General features: G+C 37.5%; 21 protein-coding genes and 2 tRNA genes. All 23 read right to left on the bottom strand.

What is annotated here, in order from left to right; all coding sequences use genetic code 11:
* Nucleotides 1-10: 10 nt before the first annotated feature.
* Nucleotides 11-2,227 (bottom strand): YhgE/Pip domain-containing protein, encoded by a 2,217-nt coding sequence (locus tag BLR54_RS13405; RefSeq protein WP_090421920.1) that lies wholly within the window; start codon nt 2,225-2,227, stop codon nt 11-13.
* A 21-nt stretch (nt 2,228-2,248) separates the two neighbouring features.
* On the bottom strand, nt 2,249-3,853 hold the full coding sequence (locus BLR54_RS13400) for a GGDEF domain-containing protein (RefSeq protein WP_090421918.1): 1,605 nt from the start codon (nt 3,851-3,853) through the stop codon (nt 2,249-2,251).
* 25 nt (nt 3,854-3,878) lie between these two features.
* Nucleotides 3,879-4,733, bottom strand: coding sequence for a 16S rRNA (adenine(1518)-N(6)/adenine(1519)-N(6))-dimethyltransferase RsmA (gene rsmA / locus BLR54_RS13395; protein WP_090421916.1), 855 nt, complete (start codon nt 4,731-4,733; stop codon nt 3,879-3,881).
* Between the two features lie 3 nt (nt 4,734-4,736).
* Nucleotides 4,737-5,525 carry a TatD family hydrolase gene (locus BLR54_RS13390; RefSeq protein WP_090421914.1) on the bottom strand — a complete coding sequence of 263 codons (789 nt, stop codon included), beginning with the start codon at nt 5,523-5,525 and terminating at the stop codon, nt 4,737-4,739.
* 124 nt (nt 5,526-5,649) lie between these two features.
* The gene (metG, locus tag BLR54_RS13385; RefSeq protein ID WP_090421912.1) at nt 5,650-7,617 is read right to left on the bottom strand and encodes a methionine--tRNA ligase; all 1,968 of its coding nucleotides are present in this window, start codon (nt 7,615-7,617) and stop codon (nt 5,650-5,652) included.
* Nucleotides 7,618-7,628: 11 nt separating this feature from the next.
* Nucleotides 7,629-7,988 (bottom strand): zinc ribbon domain-containing protein, encoded by a 360-nt coding sequence (locus BLR54_RS13380; protein ID WP_090421910.1) that lies wholly within the window; start codon nt 7,986-7,988, stop codon nt 7,629-7,631.
* A gap of 89 nt (nt 7,989-8,077) precedes the next feature.
* On the bottom strand, nt 8,078-9,067 hold the full coding sequence (locus BLR54_RS13375) for a calcium/sodium antiporter (protein WP_090421908.1): 990 nt from the start codon (nt 9,065-9,067) through the stop codon (nt 8,078-8,080).
* 9 nt (nt 9,068-9,076) lie between these two features.
* Nucleotides 9,077-9,667 carry a manganese efflux pump MntP gene (locus tag BLR54_RS13370; RefSeq protein WP_090421906.1) on the bottom strand — a complete coding sequence of 197 codons (591 nt, stop codon included), beginning with the start codon at nt 9,665-9,667 and terminating at the stop codon, nt 9,077-9,079.
* Between the two features lie 230 nt (nt 9,668-9,897).
* A complete protein-coding gene (locus tag BLR54_RS13365; protein ID WP_090421904.1) occupies nt 9,898-10,470 on the bottom strand; it encodes a phosphatase PAP2 family protein in 573 nt (190 codons plus the stop codon).
* 98 nt (nt 10,471-10,568) lie between these two features.
* Nucleotides 10,569-11,789 (bottom strand): tyrosine--tRNA ligase, encoded by a 1,221-nt coding sequence (gene tyrS / locus BLR54_RS13360; protein ID WP_090421902.1) that lies wholly within the window; start codon nt 11,787-11,789, stop codon nt 10,569-10,571.
* Between the two features lie 99 nt (nt 11,790-11,888).
* Nucleotides 11,889-11,959 (bottom strand) — tRNA-Cys (locus tag BLR54_RS13355).
* A gap of 25 nt (nt 11,960-11,984) precedes the next feature.
* Nucleotides 11,985-12,072, bottom strand: a tRNA-Ser gene (locus tag BLR54_RS13350).
* Nucleotides 12,073-12,239: 167 nt separating this feature from the next.
* The gene (locus BLR54_RS13345) at nt 12,240-13,976 is read right to left on the bottom strand and encodes a peptide ABC transporter substrate-binding protein (RefSeq protein WP_090421900.1); all 1,737 of its coding nucleotides are present in this window, start codon (nt 13,974-13,976) and stop codon (nt 12,240-12,242) included.
* A gap of 66 nt (nt 13,977-14,042) precedes the next feature.
* On the bottom strand, nt 14,043-15,023 hold the full coding sequence (locus tag BLR54_RS13340) for an ABC transporter ATP-binding protein (protein ID WP_090421898.1): 981 nt from the start codon (nt 15,021-15,023) through the stop codon (nt 14,043-14,045).
* 1 nt (nt 15,024) lies between these two features.
* A complete protein-coding gene (locus BLR54_RS13335; RefSeq protein WP_090421896.1) occupies nt 15,025-16,023 on the bottom strand; it encodes an ABC transporter ATP-binding protein in 999 nt (332 codons plus the stop codon).
* A 14-nt stretch (nt 16,024-16,037) separates the two neighbouring features.
* Nucleotides 16,038-17,105 carry an ABC transporter permease gene (locus BLR54_RS13330; protein WP_090421945.1) on the bottom strand — a complete coding sequence of 356 codons (1,068 nt, stop codon included), beginning with the start codon at nt 17,103-17,105 and terminating at the stop codon, nt 16,038-16,040.
* Nucleotides 17,106-17,134: 29 nt separating this feature from the next.
* Nucleotides 17,135-18,046: an ABC transporter permease gene (locus BLR54_RS13325; protein WP_090421894.1), complete on the bottom strand. Its 912-nt coding sequence runs from the start codon at nt 18,044-18,046 to the stop codon at nt 17,135-17,137.
* A gap of 59 nt (nt 18,047-18,105) precedes the next feature.
* Complete coding sequence (locus BLR54_RS13320) at nt 18,106-18,657, bottom strand: Fe-S-containing hydro-lyase (protein ID WP_090421892.1); 552 nt, start codon at nt 18,655-18,657, stop codon at nt 18,106-18,108.
* Complete coding sequence (locus BLR54_RS13315) at nt 18,657-19,499, bottom strand: fumarate hydratase (protein WP_176761954.1); 843 nt, start codon at nt 19,497-19,499, stop codon at nt 18,657-18,659. The genes BLR54_RS13320 and BLR54_RS13315 overlap by 1 nt, the downstream gene beginning before the upstream one ends.
* A gap of 130 nt (nt 19,500-19,629) precedes the next feature.
* Nucleotides 19,630-22,164, bottom strand: coding sequence for a DNA gyrase subunit A (gene gyrA, locus BLR54_RS13310; protein ID WP_090421888.1), 2,535 nt, complete (start codon nt 22,162-22,164; stop codon nt 19,630-19,632).
* 54 nt (nt 22,165-22,218) lie between these two features.
* Entirely contained in the window at nt 22,219-24,147 is a 1,929-nt protein-coding gene (gyrB, locus tag BLR54_RS13305) for a DNA topoisomerase (ATP-hydrolyzing) subunit B (RefSeq protein ID WP_090421886.1), read from the bottom strand.
* Nucleotides 24,140-25,240, bottom strand: a complete 1,101-nt coding sequence (gene recF / locus BLR54_RS13300; RefSeq protein WP_090421884.1) for a DNA replication/repair protein RecF — start codon at nt 25,238-25,240, stop codon at nt 24,140-24,142. The genes gyrB and recF overlap by 8 nt, the downstream gene beginning before the upstream one ends.
* Nucleotides 25,230-25,445 (bottom strand): S4 domain-containing protein YaaA, encoded by a 216-nt coding sequence (yaaA, locus tag BLR54_RS13295; protein ID WP_090421882.1) that lies wholly within the window; start codon nt 25,443-25,445, stop codon nt 25,230-25,232. Before yaaA ends, recF begins: the two co-directional genes overlap by 11 nt.
* Nucleotide 25,446: the final 1 nt, after the last annotated feature.

The raw sequence follows: 25,446 nt of genomic DNA, 5'->3' as shown, positions 1-25,446 counted from the left end.
ATCTCGATGATTACATCATCTCGGTATCTTCCATTCGTTCTTCCATGTAATGGTTAATTGGCTCAAATGGAATCTGTATTAACAAGCCAATTACTAAAGCTACTACCATAAATATTCCTAGACATGCTAGATACTTCAAATAATCATAATGATACATTCCACATAGGCATTCTCTTATTGCATTAATTGCATAAGGGAATGGGAAGAATATGTACATTTTCTTGAAGAAATCTGGCAAAAGCTCAATAGGATAAGTTCCTGAGCTACCTGCAATCTGTATAACAACAATAACAACTGATAATGCCTTTCCTACATCTCCCCAAGTTACCACTAAGGAATAGATTAAAAGGGTAAAGGTTGTTGCAATAACTGATGCTGCAAGCATAAAGAACCATGGATGTATGCATTGTACGTGAAGAAGGAATAAGTCTCCTAATACAATAACAACCGCCTGTAATTGTCCTAATATCCAATATAGGACATATCTTCCAAAGAATAATTGTCTCTTGGACGCATCTGGATATTGTGTTTTATCTGGATGAACTTTAATAATTGCTGTTAGAATTAAAGCTCCAACCCAAAAGGCTAAAGTTGAATAAAATGGTGCCACAGCTGAACCGTAGTTTTCTATTGGATATACAGCTTCTGTCTTTATCTCCACTGGCTCTGAGAAGAATTTTCCATATACCTCTGGATCTCCAGATAGAGCATTTACAACAGCCTCTATCTTATCTCCATCACCAACTTTATCTACCTGATCAATTACCTCAATTAAACGACCATTAATATATGCAATAGCGTCACTAGTCTTTGTTAGGCTAGTATTTGCAGCATCTACTGTATTATCGATAGCAGTAAACATTATCATCAAGTTGCCAAATGTATCTCCAAGGGAGTTAAGCATACTATTTGTGCTATTTAGATTTCCACTGAGGCTTGTTAATCCATTATGAATCTTTGGAACTAACTGATTGTCGTATTTAGTCTGTAAAGAATCTGTGTGTTTTCTAAGCTCAGCAATTTTTAATCTAAGGTCTTCTTCTTTTTTGCCTGCTGCTTCTGTTATATCGTTAGACGCATTATTAACAATCTCTTCTTCTTTCCACTGAACTATATCTTCGGCCTTATTCTTTAATTCATAGGCCTTTTTGCCAGCATCAATGTAGTCTCCATATCCCATATCTCTCAGGATATTTTCAACGAGTGTAATTTCTGATGAGTAATCGGATATGGCCTGCTTTGCCTCTTCTTTTGCTATAGCCTCAGGATTTAAGGTATCAAGTGCAGCTTTCATTGCTCCTACATCCTTTGCTAAACCTATAAGGCTCGTAGTGATTTCTGATACATTTTGTGTAGCCTCAGCTGCTTTAAGCTTTGTATCCATATCAGACAATGAACCATTAATAAGATTAAGCATCGCATCTACATCAGCTGAATAGCTATTAAGTGTAACATCAGCTTTATCTGTAGTTTTTTTGCTATTGTATACAGCTTCGGCTGTTTTTCTGGCCTGATTCTTTACATTGCTAGCATCATTTTCTGCCACCTTAAGAGATTGTTTAAGCTTGGCATCGTTTTCTATAATCTTTTTGATTGTCTCTTGTTGAGCTGATAAATCGTTACTTAAATCCCTTAAGTTGTCTATGGCAAGATTAATATCGTTATCTTCCTTAATATCATCTGATACTTTTTCTGCACCAGAAATAACCTCACTAACAACAACTTCTGTAAAGGCTACGTTTATGTTGTTCTGTAAGGTTTGAACTACTGTATCTGAAATTTTAGTTGCTACAGGATTCTTCTTTTGATTCTCGTAGAAATGAAGAGTAGGACGCTTTACTTCATCTGTAAGTACATTGTACATGTTGTAAGTAAAATTCTCGTCAATAACTACTGCTGCGTAATACTCTCCACTATATACGCCTTCAATTGCTTGATCTGATGAATCTACAAACTGCCAGTTAACTGCAGTATTCTCATGGAGATTATCTATTATTGTATCTCCCTGATTATGATAGTTTCCATCTTCATCAGTATATCCCTTATCCAAGGATACTGCTGCAAGCTTCAAAGCACCTGTATTTCCATAAGGATCCCAGTTGGAGTAAATATTGAACCATGCGTAAAGTGCTGGAAGAAAGCATATTCCAACTACAATCACAAGTGCAAAGAAATTTTTAGCTAGACTTAATATGTCATCAACAAAAATTTTCCTTATATTTTTCATTTTTATTTCCCTTATTAATTACTATTTTTCTTTTTCGAGGAGCTTGATATTATTTCTACTCTCTTGCTTTACTTCATATAGCATTTTATCTGCACCTTGAAGATACTCATAATAGCTTGTTTCCCCATCAAGTAAACCGTAACATATTCCCTGGGAGATGGTTACTCGACTATCCGACAATGAAAATTTGTGCTCCATTGCCTCATCATATATTCTGTCTCTTAATAGATTTGCTTTTGCAAGTACCTCGTCTTTTGTTAATCCTTCATAGATTATTACAAACTCATCTCCACCATATCTGGCACAGAAAATACTTTCATCTTGAGAAAGTTCAATAAGCTTGTCGGCAATAAACCTGATACAGTCATCACCTGCCTGATGACCATAATTATCATTAAACTGTTTAAAGTAATCTATATCAAGAATCTCTACCGCTATATTTCGCTTATGTGCGAATGCTCGATCAAAGGCTTCCTCACTATATTCATTAAGCTTCAGTCTATTATACATCCCTGTAAGTGGGTCTGTCTCTGAACGTTTTTGTAAAAATGTATTCTGCTCCTCTACTTTTTTATTGATTTGTGTAAGCTCCATATACGAATTTCGCATAACAAGCATGTTACTAACCATCAATCTGTTCTCTCGTTCCATAAATTCTGATAGCTCAAAGAACAGTACAGAAGCAATTTTATACTCCTCAATTTGCCCTACTCGTCGGTAATATCTTATCTTGAGAGTTAATAATTTTCTTTCAAGATTTTTAATAGAAGTTCGTTTTGTTAATTCATCTAAAACAGAATAACTTTTGAAGAAATCATCATATTTATCTGTGGCAAGAAGCATTTCCAGATAATCGTAGAAATCATCAAATACGTCCATTATTGGCATTCTTGTGCTTGTATTCTCATTTACCTTTTCAATCCAATAATCTCTTGCCTCTTTTTCGTTCATGGCATCGTGAACCCTTACAAAATAGCAGTATATTACTATTTTTTCCAAATCGTTTAGGTATGGCATGCACTCTACACGAAGCTTCTTTTCAATTTCCAAAAATTTTGATTCTTGCCCTAACTTCAAATATGCTCTACCTATTCCAAGCAAGCCAAAAGTTAAATTTTCCACATAATCTGACATGTCCTTGTGAGCCAAAATATATCTATATGCAATTTCAGTATGTGAGATTGATTTCTGATATTCCTCTATATTCAGATATAGAGAACCGAGATTTAGATGAATTACCCATTCCATATCAGGCAATGAATAATCCTCACAAATGCTAATGGCCTTAATATAATAATCCAATGCAAAGGGGGCATTTCCTCGATTTAATGAAGCTATTCCAAGCATATTGTTGGCCTTAGCAACATATTCCCACTCCCCAGCATTTTCTAATGGAACTAGGCTATTTAGCATTTGCGAATAGAAATTTGAAGCGTCATTCAAAAGGTAATATGTTTCACCTTTTGAAAAATACGCATAACCTACTAAAGCATCATCTTTCATGCCATTACCATAGGCAAGTAGCTTATCACTGGCAGAAAGTAACGCTGCTGCATCTTTTCCTCTATTTGATTGTATATCACCTATTAGAACTTGAACTTCTCTGTTATATGTTCGAATATCCATTAATACAAGCTCCCCCTCCTGTATATTAAATATTCTTTAAAATATTTGTAAGCTTTGCAAAGTCCTCTAAGGATAAGGCTTCTCCTCTTATTGTAGGACTAAAACCTGCCTGTTCTATAGCTGCTGCAATCTGCTCCTTTGAAAAATGTGTTCCATTTCCCAAACCATTTTGTAAAGTCTTTCTTCTTTGGTTAAAAGATGCTCTTATAATTTGGAATAAAAGCTTTTCATCGCATTCCACTGGTGGTTTGTTATGACATTTAAGATTAATAACTGTACTTGTTACCTTAGGCTGTGGCATAAAGCAGCTTGGTGGTGCATCGCAAACTATCTGTGGCATCGAATAATACTGAACAGCAAGAGAGAGCGCTCCATACTCTTTTGATCCTGGTCCCTCTTGCATTCTGTCTGCAACCTCCTTTTGAATCATAATTGTAATTGATTCAAGCGGAACGTGACTCTCAAATAATCCCATAATAATCGGTGTAGTTATATAATATGGCAAATTTGCCACAACCTTAATTGGCTTTCCACCGTTTTTCTCTTCAGCCAGTGCCCTTATGTCAACTTTTAATACATCCTGATTTATGACAGTCCAGTTTTTGTAAGTGGAGAGAGTATCATCAAGGATTGGAATAAGTGTTTTATCAATCTCCACAGCTACAACCTCTCTGGCTTCCTCACAAAGGCGCTGAGTCATAGTACCAATACCAGGACCTATTTCCAAAACAAAATCATCCTTTGTTATGCCTGCTGCATCTATTATGTTATCTAATATATTGCCGTCAATTAAGAAGTTCTGGCCATATTTCTTTTGAAAAGAAAAACCATGAGCTTCAAGAACAGCCTTTGTATAGGTTGGATTGCTTAAATATGCCATCGATTAATTCCTTTTTGCTTTTGAATATATTCTCAGAGCGTTTTCATAGGTGATACGCTCTACCTCGCTAACATCCATACCCTTAAGCTCAGCAATTTTCTCTGCCACATAGCTTAAGAAAATAGAAGAGTTGCGCTGGCCACGATGTGGAACTGGCGCCATGTATGGACAATCTGTTTCCAAAACAATACTTTCAATAGGGATAGCCTGTACTGTCTCCACCAGTTTCTTTGAATTTTTGAAGGTCACGACACCTCCAACACCTATAAACCATCCCATCTTAGTATATTCTAACGCTATTTCCTTAGAATATGAATAGCAATGAATAATACCTTTTCTTTCACTTTGCTTATTATAATCAACAATTGTGTTTAAAGTATCTTCTGCAGCATCTCGTGAATGAATTATCACTGGTAAATCCACTTCTTTTGCAAGTTCAAGCTGCTTTTTAAACCATTCCCTTTGCTTTGCTCGGCCTTCTTCATCTTTTATCCAATAATAATCAAGTCCGATTTCACCAATAGCAACTACCTTTGGATGAGACGCATTAGCCTTTATCCAATCAAGATTTTCACTTGTTAAATCATCCATTTCTTCGGGATGAATACCAATGGCAGCATAAACATTATCATAGGTTTCTGCAAGCTCTAGGCTATCTTTACAGCCTCTAAAGCTTGCACCAACGTTTACTATATTTCCAATATTGTTTTCTCTCAATAAATGAGAAAGAAGTTCGACTCTATCCTCGTCGAACTTCTCATCATCATAATGAGCATGTGTCTCAAAAATCATACTTCTATACCTAATTTATCTCTCGCCTGTTACAGCTACAAGCCTTAGAGTTTCTCAGCTCACCATAGAAAGCTTCGCTTGAGAAACCTAAGAGCTTGATGCCTACAGGCTATTTATACATTACTTAGCAAATTTCTGCGCCACTAGGCATATCCTTCTCTGGTGTCATAAGAGCAAGATTTCCTTCTGCATCCTCTGCACAAAGAAGCATACCCTCTGATAATACACCTGCAAGCTTTGCTGGCTTAAGATTTACAAGAACCATTACACGCTTTCCAACCATTTCCTCAGGAGAGTAGTGCTTGCTGATTCCTGAAACAATCTGCTTTGTCTGTGAACCAATCTTAACCTGTGAGCAAAGAAGCTTTTTAGAGCCCTTAACTGCCTCGCAGGCAACAATCTTTCCGACCTGGAACTGAAGCTTCATAAAATCATCAAATGTGATTTCTGGCTTAGCCTCAATATCGATACCTTCCTCATCATCAGCCTCTTCTGGCTCAACTGGATGAAGCTCTGCAACCTTTGCCATAACCTCATCAAGATCGAGACGAGCAAAAAGAATCTCTGGTGAATCAGTTACCTTGCCACCATTTGGATAGTGACCAAATGTAGAAAGTTCATCGTATGCAATTTCCTTTGCACCAAGCTGTGCAAGAACCTTCTCTGATGTCTCAGGCATAAATGCCTTGAGAAGAGTAGCACCGATTGAAATTCCCTCTACGAGATTATAAAGAACAGTAGCAAGTCTATCTTGCTTTGTCTCGTCCTTTGCAAGTGCCCATGGCATTGTCTCATCGATATACTTGTTACATCTCTTGAAAAGATTAAATACCTCTGTAATAGCATCTGCTACACGAAGATCTGCCATCTTAACCTCTACTGTAGCAACTGTGCCAGTAACTACTGTCTTAAGATCTGCATCTACATCCTCTGTAACACCCTTGTCCTCAACAACTCCACCAAAGTACTTGTTGCTCATAGAGATTGTACGATTTACAAGGTTTCCAAGTGTATTTGCAAGGTCTGAGTTTACACGCTCAACCATAAGTGGCCATGAGATAGCACCATCGTTTTCGAATGGCATTTCGTGAAGCACGAAATATCTAACAGCATCTACGCCAAAGAAATCAACAAGCTCATCTGCGTAGATAACATTTCCCTTTGACTTTGACATCTTGTCGTCGCCACCATCAGCAGCCTTTGTAAGAAGCCATGGATGACCAAATACCTGCTTTGGAAGTGGAAGATCAAGTGCCATTAAGAAGATTGGCCAATAAATTGTATGGAATCGGATAATGTCTTTTCCAATAAGATGAAGGTCTGCTGGCCAAAGAGCCTTAAACTGATCTGTAGACTCACCATCACATTCGTAACCAATACCTGTGATATAGTTTGTAAGAGCATCAAGCCATACATATACAACATGCTTTGGATCAAAATCTACTGGGATACCCCAAGTAAAGGATGTTCTTGAAACACAAAGATCCTGAAGACCTGGAAGAAGGAAATTGTTCATCATTTCATTCTTACGTGATACAGGCTGAATAAACTCAGGATGTGTATTGATATATTCAATAAGCTGATCAGCATACTTACTCATCTTGAAGAAGTATGCTTCTTCCTTAGCTGGCTGAACTTCACGACCACAGTCAGGGCACTTGCCATCTACAAGCTGTGACTCAGTCCAGAAGGATTCACATGGTGTACAGTAAAGACCTTCGTATGAGCTCTTGTAAATATCACCCTTATCGTAAAGCTTCTTGAAAATCTTCTTAACCTGCTTCTCATGATCTTCGTCTGTTGTACGAATGAACTTGTCATAAGAAGTGTTCATTAAATCCCAAATATTTCTAACCTGACCTGAGATATTATCTACAAATTCCTTTGGTGTAACGCCTGCTTCTGCAGCCTTAAGCTCGATTTTCTGACCGTGCTCATCTGTACCTGTCTGGAAGAATACATTGTAACCTTCCTGACGGCGGAAGCGTGCAATGCTATCTGCAAGGACGATTTCGTATGTGTTTCCGATATGTGGCTTACCTGATGTGTAAGCAATCGCTGTAGTGATGTAATAATTACCTTTGCTTGCCATTTCTAAAACTCCTACTCTTCTTCAAAAATATCATCTATTTTTTCTCCGCAGGTGCTGCAGAATCTAGAACCATCCTTTACAAGTGCACCGCACTTTGGACATGGCTTTCCTCCCTTTTTCTGCATTATCTCATCGGAGATTTCTTTTATTCTAAGGATAACAGCTGTAATTTCTTTGATGCTTTCATCATCTGCATCCTTATTTTCTTCGTAGTATTTTTTGCCTAGCTTTTCATAAAGCTTTGTTAACTCAGCTTGCTTAACCTTTTTATCATACTGAAGCTTTGTTAAATCCCCGGCATTTTGGGCCATCTTTCCAAGATCTTTTGTTGTGTTAACTATACCGTCTGATATTTCGTCTAAAAATCCCATACTCGACCCCCTTTATCCCATATAAAACTTACTCTTTAAACCCTATGATTTTATCATAATAGTTGACTTTTTACCACTATTTGAGATAGTTAAGCAATGCCTCCATCTCGAATAATTATATAAGCTAAATATCCTACATAAAGGGCAAGCATAATTACACCCTGTAATCTACCAAGATTCTTCTTAACAAAACACATAAGCCATACTATTACTGAGAATGCAAGAAGAATTAACGCATCAATAGCGTTTACAGTTTTAAATGGTATTGGCGAGATAGCAGCTGCTGCACCAAGTATTAGTAAGATATTAAATATATTTGATCCAACAACATTTCCAATTGCCATATCAAGCTCGTTCTTTTTAGCTGCAACAACTGATGTAACCAACTCTGGAAGGGATGTTCCAAGTGCTACAATTGTAAGACCTACTAATGTCTCAGACATACCAAATTTAAGTGCGAGAGTAGTACAAGAATCTACAACCCAGTCACCACCAAACTTAATTGCTACAGCACCACCGATAATATAGATAATGCATAACCAAGTAGGAATATTTACAATTTCCTTTTCAACATCAACCTCAGCTTCGTGAGCTGCTTCTTTTCTAGATTTCTTTGCTGCAGAAAGCATTGATAAAAGGAAAATCACAAAGGCTACTAGAAGAATTCCTCCATCAATATGTCCAAGCTCTTTTCCTAATAATCCCATACCTACAAGGGCAACTGTGCATATCATAGAAAAAGGAAAATCCTTCTTGATAGTATCTTCACCAACCTCTAAAACAGAGAAGAGAGCACAGCTTCCTAAAACAACCATAAGGTTGAAAATATTTGATCCAACTACATTTCCGATGGCAAGCTGATTACTTCCTGCCATAGAAGCTGTAACTGATACAGAAAGTTCTGGGAGAGAAGTACCCATAGCCACAATAGTCATTCCAATAACGAGTGCTGGTACATGAAGCTTCTTTGCTACAGCTGATGCGCCCTCTACAAAGAAATCTGCTCCCTTAATAAGAAATATAAAGCCTGCTACAAGTAAAATTAATGCTCCTGGTATTGTTTGAAAAAATGCTGTCATCACGACCTCCTAAAATCCAAAAGATATTCCCATAGTATGTTCAAGAAGTATCTTTACTCCGAGGAATACAAGAATAATTCCTCCTGCCAATTGTGCCTTAGCCTTAAATTTATCTCCAAAGATGTTACCCACATAAACACCACCTGAAGATATAACAAAGGTTGTAACTCCAATTATTGTTATTGCTTTAATAATATTAAAATTTTCGTAGAATGAAAAGGTTACTCCACAAGCTAATGCATCAATGCTAGTGGCAATTGCTAGAAGAGTAAGCTCTTTATAATCAAGAGGTGGATCCATTTCTTCAACCACATCTTTTTCTTTCCACTCTCTAATTGCATCCACAATCATTTTTCCTCCGACATATAACAGAAGAATAAATGCAATCCAGTGGTCAAAAGCAACTATTTTCTTTGCGAAGGTTGTTCCAAGCGCCCATCCTATCAAAGGCATTAATGCTTGAAATCCTCCAAAGAATAAGGCAATGACAAACATTTGTCTTTTGTTTACCTTTCTCATCGCCAATCCTTTACATATTGCAACTGCGAAAGCATCCATAGAAAGACCTATTCCTAGAAGAAAAATATCAAGATTACTCATTTGGTAACTCCTTATACATTTGATTGGAACAAGAGAGAAGAGTAGTAATTCTGCCAGAAAATTACGTATATATAATAAAAAACCCACGTGCAAGATTCACTTATAGAATCAATGCACGTGAGTCTCACTATTTAATGTTTGCCAGGTTTAATCACCGAGTCTGTTGACAAACAACGTATACACGCTTGCTACTCCCTCACGAAGATGTAATCAATTTACTAGATTATTTATTATATGTCAACTTTCCTTCCAAACTTTGTATACAAAGCGTTGATTATAAAATAGCTGACTATTCCACCAGATACACCTATTAAAGTTCCAACTATAACGTCTGTTGGCCAATGAACAAACACATATAATCGACTTATGGCTATACATCCCGCAAGAATTATGGCTGGTATGCCAAACTTCTTGTTTCTTGTAAATATTGCTGTTGCTACAGCAAAGCTAATATTTGAATGGCCTGATGGAAATGAAAAATCATGTGGTACCTTTACAAGCATCTGCACATCTTGTTCCAACCAGCATGGACGACATCGCATTACCATTGGTTTAAGAATAACATTACATACTAATACTGTTAGTATAATTGAAATGGCAGCTTGAAATCCTAGCTTTCTATTTAAAGGTAAAACAATTAATAGGATAGTAATTACTATCCAAAACCATCCAGCATTTCCAAGGAATGTTATTTGGGGAACGATGAAATCCAAAAAATCATTATGTATACTTTGAAACCAGTGTAAAAGATTTAATTCCCAATCAAAATAAAACACTCGTGAGCTTTCTATTATAGCTTCCATATTTGCCTCCATATACGTAAAAAGTGCCAAAGCTTTAAACTTTGGCACTAGTATACACATTTTATGTGTCTATTTTATATTAAGATTTCTAAATTCTGTTATGCTTCAATCTTGCAGAAAGACTTTTTACCCTTCTTAAGAAGGAATTCCTCAGCAAAAGCTGACTTTTCATAAGCTGTAAATGGATCTGAAACCTTTTCACCATTTACTGAAACGCCACCCTGCTGTACAGCACGTCTTGCCTCTGCACGGCTAGCTGTAAGACCAGATGAAACCAATACCTGAAGGATATCTACCTTGCCATCTCTGAAATCTTCATCTGAAAGAGTGTGGCATGGTACGTTCTCAGAATTTGCTCCTCCTGCAAAAAGAGCCTTTGATGCTTCACGAGCCTTATCAGCTTCCTCTGTACCATGAACCATCTGTGTAAGCTCATATGCGAGGATATCCTTTGCTTCATTAAGCTGAGCACCTTCCCAGCTATCCATTTCCTTAATCTGCTCAATAGGAAGGAATGTAAGCATACGGATGCACTTAAGAACATCTGCATCTCCAACATTTCTCCAGTACTGGTAGAACTCGAATGGTGTTGTCTTGTTGGCATCAAGCCATACAGCATTTCCTGCTGTCTTACCCATCTTCTTACCCTGTGAATCTGTAAGAAGAGTAATAGTCATAGCGTGAGCATCCTTACCAAGCTTACGTCTGATAAGCTCTGTACCACCAAGCATGTTAGACCACTGGTCATCACCACCGAACTCAAGGTTACAGTTGTATTTCTGGAACATGTAATAGAAGTCATAAGACTGCATAATCATGTAGTTGAACTCAAGGAAAGAAAGACCCTTTTCCATACGCTGCTTGTAGCACTCTGCACGAAGCATGTTGTTAACTGAAAAACATGCACCAACTTCTCTAAGAAGGTCTACATAGTTAAGGTCAAGTAACCAATCAGCATTGTTAACCATAAGAGCCTTATCATCTGAAAAATCGATGAATCTTTCCATCTGGCGCTTAAAGCACTCTGCATTGTGGTCAATGTCCTCTCTAGTAAGCATCTTTCTCATATCTGTACGACCTGATGGATCACCAATCATGGTTGTACCGCCACCAATAAGGGCGATTGGCTTGTTTCCAGCCATTTGTAATCTCTTCATTAATGTGAGAGCCATAAAATGACCAGCTGTAAGGCTATCTGCAGTACAATCGAAGCCGATATAGAAAGTTGCCTTGCCCTCGTTTATTAATTTTTTGATTTCTTCCTCATTTGTTACCTGAGCAATGAGGCCACGCTCTACTAACTCGTCGTAAATTGTCATTGCAAATTTCTCCTTTCTCACATTATTTTGATAGTTAGTAATAAATCCTATTATGCAAAAATCCCTCGCCCCCATTACTAGGGTCGAGGGATATTTAAGAGGTGCCAGTCGGATTTGAACCAACGATCAGGGAGTTGCAGTCCCATGCCTTACCACTTGGCTATGGCACCATATTCAAATTATAAAAAAGTAAAACGGAGAAGGAGGGATTTGAACCCTCGCGCCGGTTGCCCGACCTACACCCTTAGCAGGGGCGCCTCTTCGGCCTCTTGAGTACTTCTCCAAGTTGTAGGTTTATTACTTATTTTGTTTCGACGCAAGTGTTATTCTACAGGAGTATAGGGCTGTTGTCAACAAAAAAATACCTTTTTTTCTAAGAAAAATTTAGGAGGTGTTCTGAGCAGAACACCTCCATAAAATTTGCATGAAATTATCTCTGATTAATGGAAATTACTCAGCTGTCTTCTCTGCAAACATAAAGTACTTGTTCTGGTTCTTAGATGTATAAATACCATCTACATTTGTCTTCTGGAGATAGATATCGTTGTAGAAGTAGATAGGTACTACTGCACTTGTCTCCATAAGCATATCCTCTGCCTCACGCATAAGCTTTACACGCTCTGCAAAGTCTGTTGTAGCATAAATCTTCTGAATGTGCTCATCGTATTCCTTCCATGAAGGAGCAGAAGAGTTGCTTGTATCCTTACCAAGCTGCATGTCGTTGTTACCACCTGTTGATAACCACATTTCAAGCATGTTGATAGGATCGTTAAAGTCTGCAATCCATCCCTCACGAGCGATATCAAACTTACCAGCTTTTCTATCCTCAAGGAATACGTTCCAGTCTTCTGTTTCAATCTTAACATCGATACCTACAATGCCCCAATCCTGCTGGATGCACTGTGCAATTGCTTCGTGACCTGTACCTGAGTTTGTCATGTATGTAACTTCAAGTGCTGGGCTAATCTTGTATCCGCCGTTTCCGTCTGACTCGAATGAATATCCGCACTCTTCAAGAAGACCCTTAGCCTCTTCTACATTACCTGCACCTGTTGTTGTTGCATCATAGTATCCGAAATCATCTGCTTCGAAGATTCCACCATTACCATCAGCCATTCCGTCTGGAATGAATGTATCAGCTGGTACCTGACCTGTCTGACCTACAGTATCAACGATGTACTGTCTATCGATAAGAAGTGAAAGTGCCTTTCTCATCTTGCAAGCCTGATCAGCTGTAAGACCCTTGAAGAGATCTGAGTTTACATTGAAACCAACATAGTATGTTCCAAGTGTATCAATTACGTGGAACTCTGGGCTGTTAAGAAGTGACTGAATCTCGTCGTTTGGTACAGTATCAGCGAAATCAATGTCACCTGAGTTGTATGCAGCGTAGATAGCTGTATCATCTGCTGAAAGCATGAATTCTAGCTTCTCAAGCTTAACTTCGTCAGCTCTGTAGTAGTTAGGGTTCTTCTCATAAACCATAGACTCGTTGTGCTTCCACTCTTTAAGTGTAAATGCACCGTTTGATACGAAGCCTGGCTCCTGTGCCCATGCACCTGGCTGTGTTCCATCTGGATCAGCCTTCTCTACATCTGCCTGGAATACTGGCATAAATGTTGGGAATGCAAGAAGATCGTAGAAGTATGCACATGGTGCGTTAAGCTCTACCTTAAGTGTGTAATCATCTGTTGCCTCAATCTTAAGTGTTCCATCTGAGTTTGTTGCAATTGGAGCAAACATGTAAGCATAATCAGCTGCTGTCTTTTCATCTACAGCACGATTCCAGCTATATACAAAGTCATTAGCTGTAAGTGCATCACCGTTAGACCACTTTGTCTCTTTAAGCTTGATTGTGTAAGTAAGACCATCCTCTGATACCTCTGGCTCACCATCAGCGATAGCTGGTACGCAATCGTTGTTCTCATCATAAGTGTAAAGACCTACAAATGAGTTAACTGCAAGACATGCACCATCAACTGATGAGTTAAGAGCTGGATCAAGGTAATCTGGCTCTGATGCAAGGTTGATTCTAAGTGTTGTTGTGTCTGTGTTGACTGCTGTAGCTTCTGCAGGAGCGCTATCTGCTGAACCATTAGATGCAGATCCTGAGTTTTTGTTACCACAAGCTACAAGGCTTGCTGCCATAGAAGCAACAAGAAGAACTGCGATAAGTTTCTTTTTCATTCTTTTTTTCTCCTTATTTTTTTATTTATTCTAAGCCCCTTGGCTCAAAATCAAAAAATTGTGGAACTACTTTTCCCAGCAAGCTACAAAATGACCATTTCCTCTGTCTGTAAGAGGTGGCATTTCCTTAGCACACTGTTCTGTTGCATATCTACATCTTGTTCTGAATGGACATCCACTTGGCATCTTAAGAGGGCTTGGAACATCTCCCTCAAGGATGATTCTCTGGCTCTTTCTAGCAGTCTCTGGATCTGGAATAGGTACTGCAGAAAGAAGTGAGAGAGTATATGGATGTACTGGATTATTATTTAAATCATCAGCATCTGCAATTTCCATAATGTGGCCTAAGTACATTACGGCAATTCTGTCTGAAATATGATGTACTACAAGTAAGTCATGAGCGATAAATAAGTATGCAACTCCAAGCTTTTCCTGAAGCTCCTCAAACATATTTACTACCTGTGCCTGAATTGATACATCAAGGGCAGATACTGGCTCATCACAAACGATAAACTTTGGATCTACTGCAAGAGCTCTTGCAATACCAATACGTTGTCTCTGTCCACCTGAGAACTCGTGAGCATAACGCATTGCATGCTCAGCATTAAGTCCTACTGTTTCCATAAGGGAAAGAATCTTGTCACGACGCTCACCCTTTGAAGAATAAAGCTTATGAACATCAAGAGGTTCACCAATGATATCCTCAACTGTCATTCTTGGATCAAGTGATGAATATGGATCCTGGAATACCATCTGCATCTGCTTACGGTATGGGTGCATATTTACATCAATTTTCTTTTCGCTATCAAAAAGAACGTCACCATCAAAAACGATTCTACCTGCTGTTGGCTGATAGAGACGTAGGAGAGTACGACCTACTGTTGTCTTTCCACATCCTGATTCACCAACAAGACCAAGTGTCTCACCTGGCTTAATTGCAAATGAAATATCATCTACAGCCTTAAGTGGTACTGTATGAAATCCCTCTTTAATTGGGAAATACTGCTTTAAATGTTCTACCTCAAGGAGGTACTTTTCTTCACTCATCTTATGCCTCCTTTTCCTCATAAAGTTTCTTAACATTCATCCAGCAGCTAGCTAAATGACTGTCGCTAATTCTAAGTTCTTCTGGTACCTGGTTAAGACAAATCTTCATTGCCTCATCGCATCTTGGACAGAATGCGCATCCCTCTGGCATGTTAAGAAGATTGATAGGAGTACCTCCGATTGGAACAAGCTTTTCGTTCATATTATCTGTACGAGGAATAGAACGAAGAAGGCCCTTTGTATATTCATGTGCAGGATGATAGAAGATATCATCTGCTGTACCACGCTCACATACACGACCGCCATACATTACAATAATTTCATCACACATAGAAGCAATAACACCAAGATCATGAGTAACCATGATAATTGCCATTCCAAGCTTCTTCTGTAAGTCCTGCATAAGCTCAAGAATCTGAGCCTGGATTGTAACATCGAGAGCAGTTGTTGGCTCATCAGCAATAAGAATATCTGGCTCGCATGCAAGAGCCATTGCGATCATATCACGCTGTCTCATACCACCTGAATGCTCATGTGGGTACTGCTTAATACGCTTTTCTGGATCATTTACACCAACTAAACTTAAAAGCTCAATTGCTCTTTCCTTTGCCTGAGCACGAGTCTTGTTTGTATGAAGCATAATTGCTTCCTCAAGCTGATAACCAACAGTAAATACTGGGTTTAAGCTTGTCATAGGGTCCTGGAAGATGATAGAGCATTTACTTCCTCTAAACTTCTGCATTTCCCTTTCTGAATACTTTGTTATGTCCTCACCCTTGTAAAGAACCTCACCACCTGTAATTCGTCCTGTCTGTGCAAGGATTTGCATAATTGAATATGCTGTAACTGATTTTCCTGAACCTGACTCTCCAACAATTCCAAGAGTCTTTCCTGGCTCAAGCTTAAAATTTACGCCATTTACTGCCTTGACCTCACCTGCGTCAGTGAAAAAGCTTGTGTGGAGGTCATTGACTTCTAGTACATATTTTGAATCTGACATAATTACCTCCTAAATTAATCAAGCTTTGTATCGAATGCATCTCTAAGACCATCACCAAGGAGGTTAAGTGCAAGAACGATTAAGCAAATAATAACTGCTGGGATTACAAGTCTTTCTGGATAAGACTGCATACCAGCTCTAGCATCATTGGCAAGAGAACCAAGTGATGAAAGTGGTACTGAAACACCAAGTCCTAAGAATGACAAGTAACTCTCTGTGAAGATAGCACTTGGAATCTGAAGGGCAGTAGTGATAATGATTACTGATAAACAGTTTGGAAGAATATGAGTTCTAAGAATCTTTGCATTTGATGTACCAATACATCTTGCAGCAAGAACGTACTCATTATTCTTGATTGTAAGAATCTGGCCTCTGATAAGACGTGCCATACTTACCCAATATAAAAGTCCAAATACAATGAACATAGATATCATATTTGCACCAAGTGATGAGAAGATTGTTCCAGCAAGCTTACCAGAAAGATTTTCCTTTAATACTACTGATAAAAGGATGATGATAAGCATATCTGGAAGAGAATAGATGATATCAACAATTCTCATCATAATAAGGTCGACTTTTCCACCAAAGTAACCTGCGATTGAACCATAAACGATACCAATAAGTACAACCATGATTGCAGCTACAACTCCGACTGCAAGGGATACTCTTGTACCATAGATAACACGAATGAAATAATCTCTACCAAGACCGTCTGTACCAAAAATATGTGGAAAAAGGTCTTCGCCAGTTTCATTCATATAATCAAGCTCTTTCTGTGAATACATGAAAAAGCCAAGGTTAGCACTACCTTTATCTCTTACTCCGTTAACGGCAATAATCTGATCATAAGAATATGGAACAAAATGTGGTGCGATAATGATTATTAATAAAATAAGTGCAAGCACTACAATACTTCCCATAGCAAGTGGGTTTTTACGAAGTCTTCTCATACCATCCTTAAAGAATGTTGTAGACTCACCCATAACGTCCTGCTGACGTTTTTCCTCATCTGTCGCTTTTTCAAAATTAGCAGCGCTGAATTTTGAAAGATCCACCTGAGCTGACAGGAGGCTTTTTTTCATTTCTTTATTATCCAATTTCTAATTTCCTCCTAATCAAGCTTAATTCTTGGGTCAACGAACTTATAAACAATATCAGTAAGAAGGTTTGCAACAACCATAAGGATTGCAAGGAAAATTGTTACTGCCATAATTGTTGTGTAATCTCTGTTTGTAATTGAGGTTACAAATGTTGAACCAAGTCCACCTATTGTGAAAATGTTTTCTACTACCATTGATCCAGTTAAGATATATGCAACCATTGGTCCCACATATGTGATTACTGGAATAAGAGCATTTCTAAGAGCATGTAAGAAAATAACCTTAATCTTTGATACACCCTTTGCTCTGGCTGTTCTAACATAATCCTGATTAAGAGCATCAAGCATACTTGTCTTGGTAAGACGTGTAATATATGCCATTGGATACACTGCAAGTGCGATAACTGGAAGTGTATAATTTGGATCCGATGCAGAATAAACCTGGAACCATCCTAATTTTAAACAAAATACCAATAACAAAAGGGTAGCTAAAACAAAGGATGGCATAGCTGTACCTAAAGTTGTAAAGAAAATAATTAATCGATCTGGTAATTTGTTTCTAGTAAGTGCCGCAATAGCTCCAAGGATAATACCAATTATTATAGCGATAATAGCCGCTCTACCACCGAGTTTTGCTGAAACAGAAAACTTAGCAGTCATGTCCTGCCAGATAGGACGACCAGTTTTAAGTGAAACTCCCCAATCTCCATGAAGAAGATTATTCATGTAAAGAACATATTGTGTTCCAAGTGGCTTATCCAAGTTGTATCTAGCCTCCAATTCTTGGATTACCTTTGGATCTGTGGCCTTTTCTTTGTTGAATGGGCCACCTGGGATAGCGTTCATAGCAAAGAAAGTGATCATAGTAATTATCCATATAGACACTATCGCCAGTAAAATTCGTTTTGCGATGTACTTAGCCAAAACATAAACTCCTTTTCTTTAATTTCTTTCTATCTTAAAAAACCCTTATTAATTAGATTTTATAAGCTATTAAATTCTTTAATCGCAGTTTCATATAGATTATTTCCATCTGAATCAATAACAACGATTACTGGAAAATCCTCTACATAAAGCTTTCTGATTGCCTCTGCACCTAAATCATCGTAACAAATCACTTCTGAGGATTTGATACATTTTGATAGGAGAGCGCCAGCTCCTCCAACTGCTGCAAAATAAACACCCTTGTTTCTCATAATGGCGTCTATTACTTCTGGAGAACGCTTACCTTTTCCAATCATAGCCTTTAACCCTAAGTCTAAAAGTCTTGGGGCATACTTATCCATTCTACTTGCAGTAGTAGGGCCAGCAGAACCAATAGGTCTACCTTCCCTTGCTGGAGATGGACCCATATAATAAATTGTTGAATTTTCAATAGGTATTGGAAGTTCTTCTCCCTTATCAAGAGCTTCATTCATCCGCTTGTGGGCGGCATCCCTGGCTACATAGATTTCACCAGTAATAAAAACATAATCTCCCGAATGAAGAGTTGCAGTAATCTCTTTTGTAATTGGTGTAATAATTTTGTGCTCCATTATAGCTCCCTCGTGATGTGTCTATTTACATGACAGCAAATATTAATAGCAACTGGAAGTCCAGCAATATGTGTAGCGTAGGTATTAATATTTACTGCTAGAGCAGTAGTACTTCCACCAAGTCCGCCTGGACCAATTCCAAGCTTATTTATCTTTTCAAGCATTTCATCCTCCAAATCCTTTACCCAAGGAATTGTTGGTCTTGCTGAAAATTCTCTTGTTAGTGCCTGCTTTGCCATTAAAGCAGATTTTTCAAAGGTTCCTCCTATTCCTACTCCAACCACCATTGGTGGACATGCATTTGGACCTGCGTCCTTCACTGCAGTAAGAATAGCTTCTTTAACTCCCTCAATTCCATCGGCTGGTTTAAGCATAAACACACGACTCATGTTTTCTGAGCCAAAGCCTTTTGGAGCAAGAGTTATCTTTATTTTGTCTCCAGCCACAATATCGTAATGAATTACAGCTGGTGTATTGTCTTTAGTATTAATTCTTTCAATAGGGTCGCCCACTACTGATTTTCTAAGATAGCCTTCGGTATATCCTTTTCTCACACCTTCATTTATAGCATCAGTAAGAAGACCTCCATCTATGTGAGCTTCTTGACCAACCTCTACAAAAAATACGGCCATTCCTGTATCTTGGCAAATTGGAATTTGTTCTTTATCAGCAATTTCTAAGTTTTCTTGTAGCTGATTTAGAATCTTTTTTCCAAGTTCTGACTTTTCCTTCTCTACAGCTTCCTCTAATGCTGAACACATATCATTACTTAAGTAATGATTTGCTAAAATACACATGTCTTTTACATTAGATACAATTGTTTCAAAACTTATCTGTCTCATCAATGTTTCCTGTAAATACTTTAATATATCGTTGCTTTAATTTATCGCTACTTTAAATGATTAAAGCGTTTTCTTGTAAATAAAAGGAGCTGCTATATCTAAATAACAGCCCCATTGCTATTACACACTTTTATGATTCGGTTGTTAATTCACCATTTAATTCTTCAACCTCTTCAGAAAGTATTGTATCACTTTTTCTAACTTTTGCAATACTAATCAACTTTGTATTTTCCTTTAAGTCGATTAATTTTACACCTGATGTAATTCTACTAAGGAGTGCAGTACCTGAAACTTCAATTCTAATTATAGTTCCGGCTGTATTAATGAGCATTACCTCATCATCTTTTTCAACAGCCTTTGCACCAATAAGATTTCCTGTTTTTTCAGTAATCTTGTAGCACTTAACACCCTTACCACCTCGATGAATAACATTAAACTCACTCATCAATGTGCATTTACCAAGACCATTTTCAGAAACAGTCATAAGGCTTTCGCCCTGGGAAATAAGCTGCATTCCGATGATTTCATCATCAGCTGAAAGATTCATACCAATAACACCCATGGTAGCTCTTCCGGTTGCACGTACTTCAGTCTCGCTAAATCTAATAGCTTGACCATACTTTGTAACCATAATTACATCTTCTTTACCATCTGTAAGCTTTACTTCGATGAGCTTATCATCATCTCTTAAGGTAATTGCTGTAAGACCATTTTTACGAATATTATCATATTCTGTAATCTTTGTCTTTTTAACAAATCCATCAGCTGTGGCCATGAATAAGTATTTATCTTCATGATAATCCTCAATAGGAATCATAGCAGTTACTTTTTCATCAGGCTGAAGTTGTAAGATATTAACTATTGCAATTCCTCGACTGGTTCGACTGCTTTCTGGTATCTCGTATGCTTTAATTCTGTATACTCGACCTTTATTAGTGAAGAAGAGGAGATAGTCATGTGAAGACATCATAAGCATTTCGGTAACGTAATCCTCGTCGATTGTCTCCATTCCCTTAATTCCCTTACCGCCTCTGTGCTGAGCCTTGAAGTTATCCTCGTTCATACGCTTGATATAACCAAGCTTTGTAAAGGTAACAACAGTATTTGTAACAGGAATCATATCCTCCATGCTGATATCGTACTCATCAAATCCAATGCTTGTACGACGGTCATCACCGTACTTATCAGCAATTTCTGTAATTTCTGTCTTTATTACTCCAAGAAGAATCTTTTCATCACCAAGTATTGCTTTCAACTTTCCAATTAAAATTTGTAAATCATCATATTCACTCTGGATTTTGTCTCGCTCCAAACCTGTAAGAGCACGAAGACGCATATCAACAATAGCCTGTGCCTGTGCTTCTGATAATCCAAAGCGTTCCATTAACTGAGCCTTTGCAGTATTTACATCAGCTGAGTTTCTGATAATCTTGATTACTTCATCAATATTATCTAGAGCAATTAATAATCCCTCTAAAATATGGGCACGCTCTTCAGCCTTATTGAGCTCGTACTTTGTACGACGAGTAACAACATCTTTCTGATGATCAAGATAATGCTTAAGCATTTCCTTTAAGCTAAGGATTTTTGGCTGGTTATTAACAAGAGCAAGCATGATAACACCAAAGGTATCCTGAAGCTGAGTATGCTTATAGAGCTGATTTAAAATAATATTAGGATTTACATCTCGGCGAAGTTCAATACAAACTCGGATACCTTCACGTGATGATTCATCACGGAGATCTGTAATACCATCAATCTTTTTATCTTTAACAAGCTTAGCGATATTTTCGATAAGTCTTGCTTTATTTACCATGTATGGAAGCTCGGTAACGACAATTCTGTTTTTACCATTATCCATAGGCTCGATTTCTGAAACTGCACGAACTCTTATCTTTGCACGACCTGTTCTATAAGCTTCTTCGATTCCAGCTTTACCAAGGATAACGCCACCTGTAGGGAAGTCTGGTCCTTTAACGATATTTAAAAGCTCATCAATATCAGTATCTCTATCTTCTTCAACCTGATTATCTATAATTTTGTTTACGGCACCAATTACTTCACGAAGATTGTGAGGTGGAATATTAGTAGCCATACCAACGGCGATACCAGTTGTTCCATTAACAAGAAGATTTGGATAACGAGCTGGAAGAACAGTAGGCTCTTTCTCAGTCTCATCAAAGTTTGGCATAAAGTCTACGCCATCCATATCGATATCTTTTCCAAGAGTGAATTTTTCATCCTTGTAGTTGATACCGAACATTGTCATAGAAATCTTAGAAAGACGTGCCTCGGTGTATCGCATAGCAGCGGCACCATCACCATCTTCTGAACCAAAGTTTCCATGACCATCTACAAGTGGATATCTTGTGTTCCAATCCTGAGCCATGTTTACAAGTGCGCCGTAGATTGAGCTATCACCATGAGGGTGATATTTACCCATTGTATCACCGACGATACGAGCACATTTTCTATGTGGCTTGTCAGGACCATTGTTAAGTTCAATCATAGAGAAGAGAACTCTACGCTGAACAGGCTTAAGACCATCTCTTACATCAGGAAGTGCACGTGAGGCAATAACACTCATGGCATAATCGATGTAGGATGTTTCCATTGTTTCTTTCAGGTCAACATCATGAATATTATCAAAAATTTTGTCGTCCATAATTATCCTTTTTCTTTGTGTATTATGGGGCGAAGCCCCGAAATTTTTTAACTATTAGATATCTAAGTTCTGTACATATTTAGCGTTTGCTTCAATGAATTCTCTTCTAGGTTCTACGTTATCACCCATAAGAGTTGAGAATGTAACATTGATTTCTGAAACATCTTCATCATCAATAACAACACGCTTAAGGATTCTCTTTTCAGGATCCATGGTTGTTTCCCAAAGCTGTTCAGCATCCATCTCACCAAGACCCTTGTATCGCTGAATCTTATTATTGTTATCTCTGCCGACTTCAGTAAGAATCTTGTTTAATTCTTCATCTGAGTATGCGTACCAAACCTTTTTATTTTTCTCAAGCTTGTAAAGTGGAGGAGTAGCAAGATATACATATCCCTGCTTTATAAGCTCTGGCATAAATCTGTAAAGGAAGGTAAGCATAAGTGTTGCAATATGAGCACCATCCACATCGGCATCAGTCATAATAATAATTTTATGATAACGAAGCTTTGAAATATCAAAATCTTCATGAATACCTGTACCAAAAGCTGTAATCATTGCTTTGATTTCGGCATTACCATAAATTCTATCTTCTCTAGCCTTTTCAACGTTAAGAATTTTTCCACGAAGTGGAAGAATAGCCTGTGTTGCACGGCTTCTTGCTTTCTTAGCAGAACCACCAGCGGAATCACCCTCTACGATGAAGATTTCACAATTCTTTGGATCCTTATCTGAACAATCAGCAAGCTTTCCTGGAAGTGACATTCCTTCAAGAGGAGTCTTTCTTCTACTTAAATCTCTAGCTTTTCTAGCTGCTTCTCTTGCACGCTGTGCCATAAGAGATTTTTCGCATATCTTTTTAGCAGTAGCAGGATTTTGTTCAAGGAACCATGTAAGCTGCTCAGTTACAATTGAATCAACAGCTCCTCTAGCTTCTGAATTTCCAAGCTTTTGCTTTGTCTGTCCTTCAAACTGTGGCTCTTCAATCTTAATTGAAATGATTGCAGCCAATCCTTCACGAATATCATCACCATCAAGCTGAGGATCACTATCCTTTAAAATCTTATTATCTCTAGCGTATTTATTAAATACCTTTGTAAGAGCACCTCTGAAACCAGTAAGATGAGTACCACCTTCAGGTGTAACAATATTATTTACATAACTGTAAGCCTGGTCCTGATATCCATCGTTGTGCTGCATTGCAACTTCAACGTAGATATTATCCTTTGTGCCTTCGCAGTAAATAACATCATCATAAAGCGCTTCATTTCCACGGTTTATGTACTGGACAAATTCTTTAATACCACCTTCGTAATGGAAGCTTTCTTCTCTAGGTTCATCACCTCTTGTATCTGTAAGAGTAATACGAAGTCCCTTTGTAAGAAAAGCAGTTTCACGAAGACGAACCTTTAAGGTTTTAAAGTCAAAAATAGTTGTTTCAAAAATAGTATCATCTGGAAGGAATGTTACCTTTGTTCCAGTTTCTTCTGGACTGCAAGTTCCAATTTCTTTAAGTGGATACATAGTTTTTCCACGCTCATAGCGTTGTTTGAAAATCTTGCCATCACGCTTAATTTCAACTTCAACCCAATTTGAAAGCGCATTAACTACAGAAGCACCTACACCATGAAGACCACCTGAAACCTTGTAGCCGCCACCGCCAAATTTTCCACCTGCATGAAGTACTGTAAAAACAACTTCAACAGCTGGAATTCCAGCTTTACTGTTGATACCTGTAGGAATTCCTCGTCCATCATCTACAACTGTAATGGAATTATCTGGATTAATTGTTACTTGGATATGTTTACAAAATCCTGCAAGTGCCTCATCAACGGCATTATCAACAATTTCATAAACCAAATGATGAAGACCACGCTCTGAAGTTGAGCCTATATACATACCTGGACGTTTACGGACTGCTTCTAGTCCCTCCAAAATCTGTATTTGATCTGCACCATATTCCTGATTTGCTTCGTTACTCATTTAGTTCCTCCGTAATTAATTCTATAGAACCATTTGTTACTTTATATACAGTATTTAACTTAAATCTATTGCTTACAAATTCATCTATACCTGTACAGGTAATAATAGTCTGCGTATCAAGTAGATTATCAAGTAGATCACTTTGACGATTTTTATCAAGTTCAGATAAAACATCATCTAATAATAGAATAGGCTTGTCATTTATTGTATTTTCGACAAGCTTTATTTCTGATAGCTTTAGAGAAAGTGCACAGGTCCTTTGTTGACCCTGACTTCCGAATTTTCTAATATCGATTCCATCAACAGTTATTTTAATATCATCTCTATGAGGACCAACGCTAGTCTGGCAAAATCTCATATCTTTTTCTTTATTTTTAACTAATTCATCAAGAAAGAAGATATCTTCGATATTTGGATCATAAGAAACATCAATATTTTCTTTTCCAGAAGTGATTTTGCTGTGAATATCTTTAACAATAATGTTGATATCATCAATAAATTTTTGCCTTCTTGTGATTATCTTTTTACCATAATTGATAAGTTGTTCATCCCAAATAGGCAAAGTTTCTTTTAAATCAGGCTTATAAATCATTTCTTTTAAAAGTGCATTTCTTTGATTTAAAGCCTTATTATAATTTGATAAATCAGAAAGATATATTTTATCAATCTGACATAGCTCTGCATCCATAAACTTTCTTCTCTCAGCAGGACCATTTTTTATTATGTTTAAATCCTCTGGAGAAAAGAAAATTATATTTATAAGACCAAATAAATCTGCTGCTTTTTTTATTGGAACTCTATTTATAGCAATTCCCTTTGATTTATTCTTCTTTAAATGAATATCTATTTGATATTCTCTATCATTCTTTGAAACTATAGTCTTTATATGACTTTCGTTTTTATCAAATTTTATTATTTCTTTATCACGGCTACCCTTATGTGATTTTGTAGTTCCCGATAAGTAAGCAGCCTCTAAAATATTTGTTTTTCCTTGGGCATTATCCCCAAAGAGAATAGTAGTGTGCTCATCGAAATCAATATTCAATGATTCATAATTTCTAAAATTCTCTAACTCAATGGATTTAATTATCATTGGTAACTGTTACGCTTTCTCCATTAAATTCCACTACATCTCCAGGATATATTTTCTTGCCACGGCGAGTTTCAACTTCACCATTATATTTAACAAGACCATCTTCAATAACTTCTTTTGCCATTGCACCTGATTCAACAAGATTAGCAAGTTTAAGAAGCTGACCAAGCTTTATAAATTCATCTCTAATTTGAATAGTTTCCATC

This window comes from Pseudobutyrivibrio sp. YE44 (assembly GCF_900104335.1).
Taxonomy (GTDB): domain Bacteria; phylum Bacillota; class Clostridia; order Lachnospirales; family Lachnospiraceae; genus Pseudobutyrivibrio.
The sequence above is the reverse complement of the archived record's forward strand: the minus strand, read 5'-3'. Positions and strand labels throughout refer to the sequence as shown.

Coding starts and splice junctions, on each gene's coding strand:
- BLR54_RS13405 (WP_090421920.1), bottom strand. CDS start 2,227: ATGAAAAATATAAGGAAAATTTTTGTTGATGACATATTAAGTCTAGCT.
- BLR54_RS13400 (WP_090421918.1), bottom strand. CDS start 3,853: ATGGATATTCGAACATATAACAGAGAAGTTCAAGTTCTAATAGGTGAT.
- rsmA (WP_090421916.1), bottom strand. CDS start 4,733: ATGGCATATTTAAGCAATCCAACCTATACAAAGGCTGTTCTTGAAGCT.
- BLR54_RS13390 (WP_090421914.1), bottom strand. CDS start 5,525: ATGATTTTTGAGACACATGCTCATTATGATGATGAGAAGTTCGACGAG.
- metG (WP_090421912.1), bottom strand. CDS start 7,617: ATGGCAAGCAAAGGTAATTATTACATCACTACAGCGATTGCTTACACA.
- BLR54_RS13380 (WP_090421910.1), bottom strand. CDS start 7,988: ATGGGATTTTTAGACGAAATATCAGACGGTATAGTTAACACAACAAAA.
- BLR54_RS13375 (WP_090421908.1), bottom strand. CDS start 9,067: ATGACAGCATTTTTTCAAACAATACCAGGAGCATTAATTTTACTTGTA.
- BLR54_RS13370 (WP_090421906.1), bottom strand. CDS start 9,667: ATGAGTAATCTTGATATTTTTCTTCTAGGAATAGGTCTTTCTATGGAT.
- BLR54_RS13365 (WP_090421904.1), bottom strand. CDS start 10,470: ATGGAAGCTATAATAGAAAGCTCACGAGTGTTTTATTTTGATTGGGAA.
- tyrS (WP_090421902.1), bottom strand. CDS start 11,789: ATGACAATTTACGACGAGTTAGTAGAGCGTGGCCTCATTGCTCAGGTA.
- BLR54_RS13345 (WP_090421900.1), bottom strand. CDS start 13,976: ATGAAAAAGAAACTTATCGCAGTTCTTCTTGTTGCTTCTATGGCAGCA.
- BLR54_RS13340 (WP_090421898.1), bottom strand. CDS start 15,023: ATGAGTGAAGAAAAGTACCTCCTTGAGGTAGAACATTTAAAGCAGTAT.
- BLR54_RS13335 (WP_090421896.1), bottom strand. CDS start 16,023: ATGTCAGATTCAAAATATGTACTAGAAGTCAATGACCTCCACACAAGC.
- BLR54_RS13330 (WP_090421945.1), bottom strand. CDS start 17,105: ATGAAAAAAAGCCTCCTGTCAGCTCAGGTGGATCTTTCAAAATTCAGC.
- BLR54_RS13320 (WP_090421892.1), bottom strand. CDS start 18,657: ATGGAGCACAAAATTATTACACCAATTACAAAAGAGATTACTGCAACT.
- BLR54_RS13315 (WP_176761954.1), bottom strand. CDS start 19,499: ATGAGACAGATAAGTTTTGAAACAATTGTATCTAATGTAAAAGACATG.
- gyrA (WP_090421888.1), bottom strand. CDS start 22,164: ATGGACGACAAAATTTTTGATAATATTCATGATGTTGACCTGAAAGAA.
- gyrB (WP_090421886.1), bottom strand. CDS start 24,147: ATGAGTAACGAAGCAAATCAGGAATATGGTGCAGATCAAATACAGATT.
- recF (WP_090421884.1), bottom strand. CDS start 25,240: ATGATAATTAAATCCATTGAGTTAGAGAATTTTAGAAATTATGAATCA.
- yaaA (WP_090421882.1), bottom strand. CDS start 25,445: ATGGAAACTATTCAAATTAGAGATGAATTTATAAAGCTTGGTCAGCTT.